Source organism: Halalkalicoccus subterraneus (assembly GCF_003697815.1).
Lineage (GTDB): Archaea > Halobacteriota > Halobacteria > Halobacteriales > Halalkalicoccaceae > Halalkalicoccus > Halalkalicoccus subterraneus.
The window spans coordinates 21,046-32,170 of the sequence record NZ_RDQG01000052.1 but is presented as its reverse complement, the minus strand read 5'-3'; the positions used below and the strand labels follow the sequence as shown (position 1 = coordinate 32,170).

Below are 11,125 nucleotides of genomic sequence, written 5' to 3'. Positions count from 1 at the left end.
CTCGCGCAGTTCGACCAGCCCGCGATCCGAGAGGCTGCGGACCGTGTCGTAGACCCGCGGCTGGGGGATGTCGGTCCGATCGGCGATCTCGCTCGCGGTGAGCTGGCCGTGTTCGAGCACGGTGAGGTAGGCGTCGATCTCGTACTCGCCGAGGTTGAACTGCTCGCCGACGGCTTCGAGCGTCGCGCGAAGATCGGGGCTGACCATGCCTCGCCTTTTCGCCCGGGCGTTATTACGTATCCGGATTCGAGTAGCACGCCGTTTCGAAACCCAGTTACATGAACATCCGGTCGTCGGGCCGCTCGTGGGTTTCGGCGGTTTCGAGGCGCTCGGAGAGCTGTGCGTAGTGCTCTCTGACCTCGTTTGCGAACTCCTCCAACGGACCGGTGTCGAGGGCGATGTCGTGGACCTCCTTCAGCGTCGACAGCAAGCGCAGGGCGGCCTCCACGTCGGGGACCTGTGCGTGGACCGGCGTGACGAACACGCCGACGCCGAGGTCGGTCGTCATGCCGCGCTCGACGAGGCTGGCGTTGACGCCGTCGAGAAAGCCCATCCCCATCGCGTCGACCCCCGCGCCGTCGAGGCGGTCGTCGTAGTAGTCCTCGGTGGCGATGTAGTAGGTGCGGTGGCCCTCCGGACCGTGGGCGATCGGGATTCCCGAGAGCACGACGACCTCGCTGACGGCGTTCTCCTCGGTCCACTCGAGGATCGCCCTGCTGAACGAATCGGCCGCCTGAACGGGGACGAACAGTTCGCCGACGAGAACGGTGAAATCGAGATCGGCCCGCGAGTACAGCCGGGTGTGGTGGCGCGGGCGTCCTTCGGTAAAGGGGGTGATCGAGGGGAGCGCCTCGGCGGTGATGTGGCCGGTCGCCTCGAGTTCGAGCTGGGTGGTGAGGTAATCGACGGCGGTCAGCCCTGCCAACCCGAACTGCGAGAGGCCGACCAGCAGGGTGTGTCCCGTCTCGGTTCCCGCTTCGTGGGAGACGTGAAACGACGCGTCGCCATGGTTCGGAGCCATGGGCGAACTACGACGGTCGTACCCTTAGCCGTTGGTGGCGTTCGTCAGACGACAACCCTTTGGCGCGGCCCCGACGAACTACCGACGATGGAGATCGGGCCGACGATCGCCGAGACCGTCGAGGGGTTCTTCCAGTGGCTCGTTACCTCACTGACTGGACAGCTCCTGATCGCGGGGTCGATCCTCGCCATCGGCTGGTACGTCTCGGGGATCGCCGTCCGGCTGCTCGGCCGGCCGGTCGCCCAGCGCTTCGAGCGCGAGAGCCTCTCGCGGACCGTCCTCCGGACGATCAAGCTCGGAATCATCCTGTTTTCGGCCGTCGTGGCCGCCGGCGTCCTCCCGTTGGGGATCGGCCTCAGCGATATCCTCCTCTCGGTGACCGTCCTCTCGGCGGTGATCGGTGTGATCCTCGCGCCCGTCATCGGTAACTACGTCGGCGGGCTGTTCGTGCTGGCCGACCAGCCCTACGAGATCGGCGACATGGTCGAGATCGTCGACGCCCAACAGCGGGGGTTCATCGAGGACATCACGCTTCGCTACACGAAACTCCTTACCGAGGACAACTCCGTGCTGGTGATCCCGAACAACACCATCAGGGAGCGGGACGTGATCAACTACACCGCCGAGGACGAACGGACCCGGATGACGATCGATATGAGCGTCACCTACGAGGGCGACCTCGCGGAGGCCCGCCGGCTCGCGGTTCGGGCCGCCCGGCAGACCGACGGCGTCATCGCCGGCGGGCCGACCATCCGCGTGGGCAACGCGCGCTACCCCGCCCGCCCGACCTGCCAGATCCGCGAGTACGGAGACCACGGCGTCGCGGTCAGTCTCCGCTACTGGGTTCGCACGCCGTACTACACCGGGAAGGTCCAATCGGAGATCCAAGAGCGCATCTGGGAGGAACTAAAGGACGCGGACGTCGAGATCCCGTATCCGCACACGCACGTCGTCTTCGACGAGACCAGCGGCGAGATGGACGTGGCAGTCAACAGAACGGACGATACCGACCCGGACGTCAGTCGCCGACCGTGATCACGGTGCAGTCGAGGCGGTTTTTCAGAAACGTCTCGATGTCGGGATCGCGTGTGAGACGCCCGATCAGGCGCTTCCAACGCGAGGCCTGTCGGTGCCCGATGACGACGATATCGGCGTCCTCGGCGGCGATCTCGTCGAGGATCGTCTCCTCGACGAGGAACCCCGACCGGACGACGTACCGCACGTTCGGGAGCCGTCCGAACTCCGATTCGACGACGCGTTTGAGGTCCGTGCGCGTGATCGGGTGGCCGTTCTGATAGAGGTTGACGTGCAGGACGGTCAGGTCCGCGTCGTCGTCCTCGGCGACCCGCATCGCCCGCTCGAAGGTGCGCTTCGAACGGGTCGTAAGCGGGTACCGAACGGGAACGATGACGCGAGTCACACGAGTGAATCACCGTCGAGTCGGTGTCAAGTTTTCCCTTTTGATCGCTGGAGGCGTCCGTCTAGTGTGGGACCGATACCGACCCGACGGGCGTACTCCGCAAGCACCTCGTACTGGACGTCGATCGTCCCTCGCCTGTGGGCCGTCGTCAGCGCGGGGAACTCGTGGTCGGTCTCGAAGAGGTATCGGCTCGCCGCGATCGAGTACTCCGCGTCGGGGTCGACTGGAGCACCATCGACTCGCACCGATTCGACCCGGCTGCCGTCGAGGGCGACACGCAGACCGCTGACGTGGGCGTGCCACCAGTCGGGCTCGCCGAACCCCACGTCGGCGTCGATCGCCTGCGAGAGCAGCGTCTTCAACTCCGCGCCGGTCACCGACCCGACCGTCAGGGGGCCGTCGAACGGGACGACGCCGATGCAGTCGGCCAGCGTCACCTCACCCGCCAAGGGCGGCCCCGAGCGGATCCCGCCGGCGTTGTGAAGCGCGACGTCGGTGTCTGCGGCCCAGCGGTAGGCGTCGGCGACCCAGTTGCCGATCCGACACTCCCCACTGACAGTGACCTCCTCCGTACGCTCGATCGGTTCGTCGACCACGCCGACCACTTCGTCGAGCCCCGCCCGACGCATCCGCTCGCGAAGCGTCGCCGCGACCGCCTCGTCGCGCGGCCCCGTCTCGGTACGGTGGCGCGTTCCCCGCACTTCCTCGCCGAGGTCGACCTCGATCAGTGCCGTTCCGTTCGCGCCGGGGCGCGTACAGAGGGTCCCGTCGACCCGGTCGAGGCGTTCGGCGTGGACGTGCCCGCCCAACACCGCGTCGACGTCGACCGCGCGGGCCAGCGTGTCGTCGCCGGCCCCGAGATGTGAGAGCGCGACCACGTGGTCGACGCCCTCGCTGTGGAGTGCGGTGACCGCCCGTTCGGCGACCTCGATCGGGTCCTCGAGGACCAGATCGCTCGCCTTCGGGTTGATCGAAGGGGTCGCCGGGTCGAGCACACCGAAAAATCCGACGCGAACCCCTGCACGTTCGACGACCGCCGTCGGAACGACGCCCGCCGCGTTTCCGAAGCGCTCGCCCTCGTGAAAGACGTTCGCGCTCACCCATGTCTGGGGCGATCGCCGGACCACGTCGCGCGTCGCCGCGTACCCGTGATCGAAGTCGTGGTTGCCGAACGTTTCGAGGTCCGGTTCGATTCGGTCGAAGAAATCCAGGGCCTGTCGGCCGCCAGTGACCAGCGAGAGCACCCCCGGTGCAGTGTCGTCACCGGTCCCGACGACGATCGTTCGCTCGTCGCGCAGTTGCCCGATCAAGCCGGCGAGACGGCCGATCCGGTCCGGCTCGTCGTAGGCGTTCTCGACGTCGGAGTACTGCAGGATTCGGGGACCCATCCACCGGCCGTACCGCGAGGCCGAAGATAATCGCTCCGGTCCCGATCACGCGTTCGCGTACAGTTCGATCGCCTCACGGAGCGTCAGCACCTCGATACCACGTTCGTCGATCCAGCCAAGGGTTTCGCCGATCCGCTCTTCGGAGACCTCCTCTTTGAACGTGTGGGCGCCGAGTATGCCGAGTGCGCCCCTGTCGGCGATCTCGTCGAGGTCGGCTTTCACGCTGTCGGAGTCAGTGAACTCGATGAAGTAGTCCCGTTTCGTCCGGAAGGGATCGAACTCCTCGCGGTCGTTGATCCGCGAACCGTGGTCGGCGTTCGCGATCCCATCGTAGTACTCCGGAGCGAACTCCCGCGAGTAGTCGTCGAAGTTGTCGTACGGCGCGAGGAAGGTACTGATCTCGAATCCCATGGCCTCGAGCTCGCGCTTTGACCCCCTGAACATCTCCTCGATGGCCTCTTCGGGGTACCGTACGACGGTGTCGCCGGCCGCACACGCCTCCCCGAGCGGCTCGTCGAGTTCGATATATCTACCGACCCCGTCGCTGCCGTAATCGGTGACGACCCGGCGAATCGACTGCGTGCCGTCTGTCAGTTCGACGGTCTTGCCGCGGTTATACCCATGGCGGATCTCCTTGGGATATACCCGTTCATCGCTCGGTTCCGCGTCCTCGACGAGCGCGAGCGTGCCAACCGGGGTGTGTTCGATCGTGTGGGAGGCGATCTCCCAGCCGGCATCGACGAGCTCCTCGAGATGGGTGACGTCCATACAGCCGTTGTTCTGGTAATCATCGCGGCCGACCCATGAGCTGACGATCCCTACTGTCGCGGGCGCATCGAACGCCTGATGGGCGGGCAGCGCCTGCGTGTAATCCTCCATGGGGCCGTCGTCGTAGACGAAAACGACCGCACCGCCCTCCGGCGGTTCGAGAGGTTCCCGTACCTCCAACTCCTCGTTCGGGGGCGTCTCGTTCTCGTCGGTGTCCGTCTCGGTGTCGTTTTCGGGTGGGTCGTCTTCCTGATCGGAACTCCCGAGACAGCCCGCGAAACCGGTCGCGATGACGGCGCCGGTCGCGAGAAACGCACGGCGGGATGGTTCAGTCATACCTCGGATATGTGCGTTACCTATCATTATTGTGAACCCATTAAACAGATGACGTGACGGGAAGAATACTCCATCTGTTCGCTGGTTTCGGGCAGCTGATTGCGTCCGGTGGCGACCGTAGCCCGCGGAGAGTCCGTTTAGGGTAACCCTCATACCGGTCGCGGACTGATCAGGGGCATGGAACGACTGGCGACGGGCGACGGACCGGTTTACGTCGCGCGCGACGAGGCCGAACGGGGTTCGGACGGTCCGTTTTACGTCCTCTACCGAACGCCGGACCGGGAGCACCGCTGGGGCTATCTCTGCGGGAACTGTGAGAGTTCGAACACCGCGATGGATACCATGGGACGGATCGTCTGTAACGACTGTCCCAACCAGCGAAAGCCCACCGAGTGGGACGCGGCCCACGAATGAGGGTGAAGCTTTATGTGTGTGGTCGGCATAGTGATTACTGAATGGGACCTGTTAGCATACCACCCATCGAGCAGGCCCGGTCGATCTTCAACGAACTCGGTTACACCCTCTCGGGAGACGGCACCGAGTTCCGCGCCGAACGCGAGTGGAAGGTCGTACACGTAACCGCGACTGCAGCCGAGGAGACGATCCCGAATTCGGGATCGCTTCGCTGTTTCGTCACCTATCGGGAGAGCGCCGAAGCGCTCGTCCGGCGGCTCTCGGACCTCAAGCCCGATTACGAGTGGGCGGTGATCTCCGTCGACGATTCGGACGACTATGACGTCGTTCACGCCCCTTCGATGACCGCCTGAGGCACGACGGAACGTTGATAGGTCCGAGTGTCGTACTGGCCGTATTGTGAGTGTACCGGGAAGCCTAACCGATCGCCGAACCGTGCTTGCCGGAGCGGCCGGCGTACTCACCGGAAGCGCCGGCTGTCTCAACCGCTTTCAGGCCTCGGTCGACCGCGACACGCCCGATCAGATCTCGCTCTCGATCGCGAGCGTCCCCGCCGACGAGGACAGCGTTCCCGTCCGTATCGCCCGCCATCTAGCGGATAACCTCGGTACCGCCGGAATCGACGTCTCCCTCCAGCCGGTGACCACCGAACGGCTCTGGCGAAACGTCCTCCTCAACGGCGAGTTCGACCTCTACGTCGGCCAGCACCCCGGGTACGGCGACCCCGACGTGTTGTACGAACTGCTCCACTCGCGTTTCAGCGAGGAACCCGGCTGGCAGAACCCCTTCGGGTACGTCAACGTTCCGGGCGTAGACGACCTCCTCGACTCCCAGCGCGACGCGACCGACGGTACGCGAACCCGTATTCTCGACTCGCTGGTCGAGACGTTCCGAACGGAGGCCCCCTTCTCGGTCGTCGCCTACCCCGAAGAGCCACGGGCGATTCGTCCCGACCGATACGACAGGTGGGAGCATCGATCCCTCGAATCGCCGCTGGGGTACCTCGGTCTCCGGGCGAAAAACCCGGACGCGATCGGGGATCGGGACGCCGAAACGCTCCATGTAGGCACCTCCAACGGACGGATCACGCGGAACCTAAACCCCTTAGCTGTCGAGTTCCGCGACCGCTGGGTCGTCGTGGGGTTGTTGTACGATTCCCTCGGCCGCCGGATCGAAACCGACGTCGAACCGTGGCTGGCACGCGAGTGGTCCTGGGACGACGACCGGCTCCGAGTGACCCTCCGCGAGGACCTCGCCTGGCACGACGGCGAGCCGTTGCGTGCGGCCGACGTCGCGTTCACCTACCGCCTGTTGTGGGATACCACCGCTACCGAGGAAGAGCCGTCGGTTCCGGCCCCCTGCTTTCGGTCCCAGAGCACGCTCGTCGAGCGAGTCGAAGCGACGGACGACCGAACGATCGAGTTCGAGATCGACGCCGCACCCGAGGTCGGACTCCACGCGCTTACGGTCCCCGTCCTCCCGAGACACGTCTGGGAGGAACGCACCGACCTCACGTCGATCGCGGGCTTCGACTTCGACGGCGTCACCGAGGCGGTCGTCCACGACAACATGCAACCGGTAGGGTCGGGACCGCTCCGGTTCGACTCGGTCGAGCCCAACACACGCCTGGAGTTCGTTCGTAACGACGACCACTTCCTCGTCGACCTGCCCGAGGACGACCCGCTGTCCGCCTTCGCGGGTGGCCCGCCCTACGAACGGCTCGTGTTCGCCTGCTCGCCCTCGCAGGCGAACGTCGTCGAGGCGATTCAGGCCGGCCAGCTCGATGCGAGCGCGGGCGGGCTGACGCCGACCGAGATCGAGCGCGCGCGCTCGGCGAGCGAGATCGAACTCGGGTTCGAGGACGTGAGCGCGTTCTACCACGTCGGGTTCGACGTGCGGAACGCGCCGCTTTCGAACCCCCGGTTCAGACAGGCGATATCGCGACTGCTCGACAGGGAGTACCTCCGGACCGACGCCTTCGAGGGATACGCGACACCCGCGTTCAGCCCCATCACCGCCGGATCGAGCGGCGAGTGGCAGGCCGGACACGAGGCCGGTTTCGCCGGCGTGAGCGGGACCGGCGCCGTCGAGGAGGAGCGGGCCCGCGAGCTGTTCCGTGAAGCAGGGTATATATATAACGAGAGCGGAGAACTGGTCGTACGCTGAGGCGCTTCAATGGCACTTCCAACGGTCCTCCTGTCCGTCGTGGCGGTCGTGAGCCTCCTGCTCGCCTTCACGACGGCCGTCTGCATCAGCCGCCAGCAGCTTCGCGAACTCGTCGCCGATCTCCGACCGCGCCTCGGGCTCGCCGCACCGGGGCTCGCGCTGTTGATCGCCGTCCTGATCGTGAACAGCCTCACCCGTCGAGCCGCCCAGCAGCTCTCGTGGCTGTTCGGGTTCCAGATCACCGACCGGATCTACCGGCTCGAGGGGGACTTCGTCGCGTGGATCCAGACGTTCCAGACCGCCGAACTGACGATATACTTCTCGGCGATCTACGTCTACGGCTACGTCTTCCTGCTCGTCTTCCCACTGCTCGCGTACCTCGCGCTCTCCGAACAGCGACCGCTACACGAGATCACGATCGCCTACACTGCGAACTACGCGATCGGCCTGGTCTGTTACCTGCTGTTCGTCGCCTACGGGCCGCGAAACCTCGACGTCGCCCAGCAGCTCATGTACAACGTCTATCCCTCCTCGCGCCTGTTGACCAGCGCCGTCAACACGAACACGAACGTCTTCCCCTCGCTTCACACCTCCCTTTCGATGACGGTCCTGCTTTTCGCGTGGCGAACCCGCGACGCGTATCCACGCTGGCTCGCGATCGCGGCCGTCGTCGCCGTCAGCATCGTACTCTCGACGATGTACCTGGGGATCCACTGGCTGACCGACGTGACCGCCGGAACCGGGCTCGCGGTGCTGAGCTACTGGCTCGGCGTGCGCGGCGCGGATCGCTGGCGCGACTTCGCGACGCGCGCGGCGCCGCGGATCACCGGAGCGTTCCGGTCACGGCTCTGATCGCCTCGCTTCCGCGCCGTCGGGCGATACCGCCCGGCCCGGGAGTTAAGTGGGTAGCAGGGGAAGGGGACGGTGCGATGGTATTCAAAAAGGTCACGCTGATCGGGACGAGCACCGAGAGCTTCGACGACGCCGCCGACGACGCGATCGCGCGCGCCCAGAACACCCTCGAGAACGTCTACTGGGCGGAGGTCGAGGAGCTCGGCGTCGAACTCAAGAACGTCGACGAACCCGAGTACCAGGCGACGATGGAGGTCGCCTTCGAAGTCGAGGACTGAGACCCGTTTTCGGAACGCGCTTTCACGGGACAGTACTGCCAGCGGTGTCCTCGCTTCGCGGCCGCTGGCCGCGAAGCGAACGGGGAACGACTGGTTCACTCAAAAACGAGATTGATCGAGCGCCTACGATACGGTTCTGACTGTCTTCGAAAATCGGAGGGCTCTGGGATCCCGCGGGAACTGCGTTCCCGCGGATCTCGCGGTGGCTCTCGTTACGTACGGAAGGACTCCCCGCAGCCACATTCGCTGACGACGTTTGGGTTCTCGACGTGGAAGCCCGCACCCTGCAGGCCGCCCTCGAAGTCCAGCTCGCTGCCCTCGATGTAGCGCATGCTCGCCGGATCGACGAACACCCGCAGGTCGTGGTGCTCGTAGACGGTGTCGTCGTCCTCGGGCTCGTCGTCGAAGCGCATCCCATAGGAGAGGCCCGCACAGCCGCCCTGCTGGACGAACAGGCGCAGGCCCGCGATGTCGGTGTCCAGTCCCTCGCCCTCGAGTAAGTCGATGGCCTGCTCGGCGGCGGTCGGGGAAACCTGGATCTCCGGATCCGTGGTACTCGCGGTCTCGGTGCTCATGTCCTATCGTCTATCGCCGAGGCGGTTAACTGTGACGCCGATTCACACTACCGTTCGTACTCACGCTCGCGTTCGCGATGCAGTTCCTCGGGTTCGGTCGCGAGCAGTCGGTCGAGTCGGCGTTCGAACTCCTCGTCGCCGATCTCGCCGCGTGCGTAGCGTTCCCGGAGCGCCGAGAGCGGGTCGGCGGGCTCTGCGACCGGCCGCGACTCGTCTTCGCGCTCGCCTCGAATCGCGTCCAGCGTCGCCGTCACCGGATTCGTGCCCGTCTGCCACCAGTAGCCCGCCACGAGCACCATCGCCAGCGCGAGTAGCCACGGCGCTTCGAGGATCAACAAGGGAAGAACGATCGACAGCGTGAGGATCATACCGAGGATGAGCAACCCCTCCCTGTCCTCGTCGTCCATGCTACCGGCTGTCGCCCGCCGCACAAAACGTTTGCTTCCGCCGTCCCCCGCGGTCGGCCGAGGCGTCCGTCAGCAGGACCGGCAGTCCGCTTCCTGTTGGGCCATCGTAAACGGTGTGATGGCGGAAGCGCCACCCTCGAACGGTTGACGACTCACTCCCGGCCCCGGAGTCGTTCGTCGTCGTCCTCACGGCGCTCGCGCAGCCTGACGGCGACGCTCTCGGCGTGGGCCTCAAATCCCTCCGCGCGCGCGAGGGTATCGATCGTATCGGAGAGCGAATCGAGTCCCGCAGGCGAGAGGCGCTGGACCGTGCTCGCCCGGAGGAACTGTTCGACCGACAGCCCGCCGGTCAGCCGTGCAAGCCCGTTGGTCGGCAGGACGTGATTCGTCCCACTGGCGTAGTCGCCCGCCGCGACCGGAGTGTACGGGCCAAGGAAGACGCTGCCCGCGCTGTCGATCCGATCGAGGATCGACACGTCCTCGTCGGCCTGAATCGAGAGGTGTTCCGCGGCGTACGCCTCGGCGAAGGCGATCGCCTCGCTCATCGACCGGGCCGCAAAGACGCCGCTTGCGTCGCCGTCGAGCGCCGCGCGGATCGTCCCCTCGCGCTCGCGGTCGGCCGCTCGCTCGTCGACCTCGCGTGCGATCGTCTCCGCGACCTCGTCGTCGGTCGCGACCGCGACCACCGAGGCGTTCTCGTCGTGTTCGGCCTGTGCGAGCAGGTCGCTCGCGACGAACCCCGGATCAGCCGTTTCGTCGGCGAGCACGAGGACCTCGCTCGGACCTGCTAAAAAGTCGATCTCGCAGTCGCCCCGGACTTCGGCCTTGGCGGCCGTGACCCAGCGGTTCCCGGGCCCGACGACCTTCTGGACCTGCGTGACCGACTCCGTCCCGTAGGCGAGCGCCCCGATCGCCTGGGCGCCCCCGACGCTGTAGACCTCGTCGGCGCCCGCCGCGTGGATCGCCGCCAGCGTCACGGGATTGAGCTCCTCGGCGGGCGGGGTCGCGACACAGACGGTCTCGACGTCCGCCACTTTCGCGGGGATCACCCCCATCAGCGCGCTCGAGGGGTAGGCCGCCGCACCCCCGGGGACGTAGACGCCGACGCGTTCGAGGGGGCGAAATCGCCGTCCCAGCTCGCGGCCCTCACCGAACTCCTCGCGCCAGTCTTCGGGGAGTTGGCGCTCGTGAAACTCTCGAACGTTCCCGGCGGCGGTCTCGATCGCCTCGCGGGTTCGCTCGTCGATTTCCCCGTAGGCGCGCTCCGTGGCGTCGGTGATCTCGAGGTTACCCACGTCGACGTCGTCGAACTTCCGGCAGAACTCGCGAACCGCGACGTCGCCCTCCTCGTGGACGCGCTCGACGATCTCACGGACGTCGGTTCGAACCGCCTCGATACCGGCGTCGCGCTCGAACAGCGCTCGGCGACGCGCCGGACCGAGATCGGCGATGGACTGGACGTTCATACCCGCCCTTCGACCGTGAGGCGAAAAGCAGTTT

General features: G+C 66.0%; 14 protein-coding genes. 6 read left to right on the top strand and 8 right to left on the bottom strand.

All coding sequences use genetic code 11. The features are described 5' to 3' along the window. Window positions 1-207 (bottom strand): helix-turn-helix domain-containing protein (locus EAO80_RS12980; RefSeq protein WP_162993997.1); only part of this gene is annotated, 207 nt, incomplete at its 3' end. 67 nt (window positions 208-274) lie between these two features. Then, complete coding sequence (locus tag EAO80_RS12975; protein WP_122090309.1) at window positions 275-1,021, bottom strand: proteasome assembly chaperone family protein; 747 nt, start codon at window positions 1,019-1,021, stop codon at window positions 275-277. Window positions 1,022-1,108: 87 nt separating this feature from the next. Here EAO80_RS12975 and EAO80_RS12970 point away from each other — a divergent pair, with 87 nt between their 5' ends. Beyond that, window positions 1,109-2,056: a mechanosensitive ion channel family protein gene (locus EAO80_RS12970; RefSeq protein ID WP_122090308.1), complete on the top strand. Its 948-nt coding sequence runs from the start codon at window positions 1,109-1,111 to the stop codon at window positions 2,054-2,056. Here EAO80_RS12970 and EAO80_RS12965 read toward each other — a convergent pair. From EAO80_RS12965 to EAO80_RS12955, 3 genes are read right to left on the bottom strand one after another with little or no spacing between them, the layout of a single operon-like run. Further along, window positions 2,040-2,441 carry a universal stress protein gene (locus tag EAO80_RS12965; protein WP_122090307.1) on the bottom strand — a complete coding sequence of 134 codons (402 nt, stop codon included), beginning with the start codon at window positions 2,439-2,441 and terminating at the stop codon, window positions 2,040-2,042. The two genes, EAO80_RS12970 and EAO80_RS12965, sit on opposite strands and share 17 nt — an antisense overlap. A gap of 26 nt (window positions 2,442-2,467) precedes the next feature. Further along, on the bottom strand, window positions 2,468-3,829 hold the full coding sequence (locus EAO80_RS12960; protein ID WP_122090306.1) for a bifunctional metallophosphatase/5'-nucleotidase: 1,362 nt from the start codon (window positions 3,827-3,829) through the stop codon (window positions 2,468-2,470). 45 nt (window positions 3,830-3,874) lie between these two features. After that, window positions 3,875-4,933 (bottom strand): polysaccharide deacetylase family protein, encoded by a 1,059-nt coding sequence (locus EAO80_RS12955; RefSeq protein WP_122090305.1) that lies wholly within the window; start codon window positions 4,931-4,933, stop codon window positions 3,875-3,877. Window positions 4,934-5,110: 177 nt separating this feature from the next. Here EAO80_RS12955 and EAO80_RS12950 point away from each other — a divergent pair, with 177 nt between their 5' ends. The 5 genes from EAO80_RS12950 to EAO80_RS12930 all read left to right on the top strand — a co-directional run bounded on the left by EAO80_RS12950 (window position 5,111) and on the right by EAO80_RS12930 (window position 8,643). Further along, complete coding sequence (locus tag EAO80_RS12950; protein WP_122090304.1) at window positions 5,111-5,347, top strand: DUF5816 domain-containing protein; 237 nt, start codon at window positions 5,111-5,113, stop codon at window positions 5,345-5,347. Between the two features lie 41 nt (window positions 5,348-5,388). Next, the gene (locus tag EAO80_RS12945; RefSeq protein ID WP_122090303.1) at window positions 5,389-5,700 is read left to right on the top strand and encodes a DUF7116 family protein; all 312 of its coding nucleotides are present in this window, start codon (window positions 5,389-5,391) and stop codon (window positions 5,698-5,700) included. A 46-nt stretch (window positions 5,701-5,746) separates the two neighbouring features. After that, window positions 5,747-7,513 carry an ABC transporter substrate-binding protein gene (locus EAO80_RS12940; RefSeq protein ID WP_122090302.1) on the top strand — a complete coding sequence of 589 codons (1,767 nt, stop codon included), beginning with the start codon at window positions 5,747-5,749 and terminating at the stop codon, window positions 7,511-7,513. Between the two features lie 9 nt (window positions 7,514-7,522). Next, window positions 7,523-8,365 (top strand): phosphatase PAP2 family protein, encoded by an 843-nt coding sequence (locus EAO80_RS12935; RefSeq protein WP_122090301.1) that lies wholly within the window; start codon window positions 7,523-7,525, stop codon window positions 8,363-8,365. Between the two features lie 77 nt (window positions 8,366-8,442). After that, a complete protein-coding gene (locus tag EAO80_RS12930; RefSeq protein ID WP_122090300.1) occupies window positions 8,443-8,643 on the top strand; it encodes a dodecin in 201 nt (66 codons plus the stop codon). A 212-nt stretch (window positions 8,644-8,855) separates the two neighbouring features. Here EAO80_RS12930 and EAO80_RS12925 read toward each other — a convergent pair whose 3' ends face one another. The 3 genes from EAO80_RS12925 to hisD all read right to left on the bottom strand — a co-directional run bounded on the left by EAO80_RS12925 (window position 8,856) and on the right by hisD (window position 11,091). After that, window positions 8,856-9,218: a HesB/IscA family protein gene (locus EAO80_RS12925; protein ID WP_122090299.1), complete on the bottom strand. Its 363-nt coding sequence runs from the start codon at window positions 9,216-9,218 to the stop codon at window positions 8,856-8,858. 47 nt (window positions 9,219-9,265) lie between these two features. Further along, window positions 9,266-9,625 (bottom strand): SHOCT domain-containing protein, encoded by a 360-nt coding sequence (locus EAO80_RS12920; RefSeq protein ID WP_122090298.1) that lies wholly within the window; start codon window positions 9,623-9,625, stop codon window positions 9,266-9,268. Between the two features lie 152 nt (window positions 9,626-9,777). Continuing rightward, window positions 9,778-11,091: a histidinol dehydrogenase gene (gene hisD, locus EAO80_RS12915; protein ID WP_122090297.1), complete on the bottom strand. Its 1,314-nt coding sequence runs from the start codon at window positions 11,089-11,091 to the stop codon at window positions 9,778-9,780. Between the last annotated feature and the right edge of the window lie 34 nt (window positions 11,092-11,125).

Excerpts from the sequence above, each read along its gene's own strand:
- EAO80_RS12975 (WP_122090309.1), bottom strand. The coding sequence starts at position 1,021 with ATGGCTCCGAACCATGGCGACGCGTCGTTTCACGTCTCCCACGAAGCG.
- EAO80_RS12970 (WP_122090308.1), top strand. The coding sequence starts at position 1,109 with ATGGAGATCGGGCCGACGATCGCCGAGACCGTCGAGGGGTTCTTCCAG.
- EAO80_RS12960 (WP_122090306.1), bottom strand. The coding sequence starts at position 3,829 with ATGGGTCCCCGAATCCTGCAGTACTCCGACGTCGAGAACGCCTACGAC.
- EAO80_RS12955 (WP_122090305.1), bottom strand. The coding sequence starts at position 4,933 with ATGACTGAACCATCCCGCCGTGCGTTTCTCGCGACCGGCGCCGTCATC.
- EAO80_RS12950 (WP_122090304.1), top strand. The coding sequence starts at position 5,111 with ATGGAACGACTGGCGACGGGCGACGGACCGGTTTACGTCGCGCGCGAC.
- EAO80_RS12945 (WP_122090303.1), top strand. The coding sequence starts at position 5,389 with ATGGGACCTGTTAGCATACCACCCATCGAGCAGGCCCGGTCGATCTTC.
- EAO80_RS12935 (WP_122090301.1), top strand. The coding sequence starts at position 7,523 with ATGGCACTTCCAACGGTCCTCCTGTCCGTCGTGGCGGTCGTGAGCCTC.
- EAO80_RS12930 (WP_122090300.1), top strand. The coding sequence starts at position 8,443 with ATGGTATTCAAAAAGGTCACGCTGATCGGGACGAGCACCGAGAGCTTC.
- EAO80_RS12925 (WP_122090299.1), bottom strand. The coding sequence starts at position 9,218 with ATGAGCACCGAGACCGCGAGTACCACGGATCCGGAGATCCAGGTTTCC.
- EAO80_RS12920 (WP_122090298.1), bottom strand. The coding sequence starts at position 9,625 with ATGGACGACGAGGACAGGGAGGGGTTGCTCATCCTCGGTATGATCCTC.
- hisD (WP_122090297.1), bottom strand. The coding sequence starts at position 11,091 with ATGAACGTCCAGTCCATCGCCGATCTCGGTCCGGCGCGTCGCCGAGCG.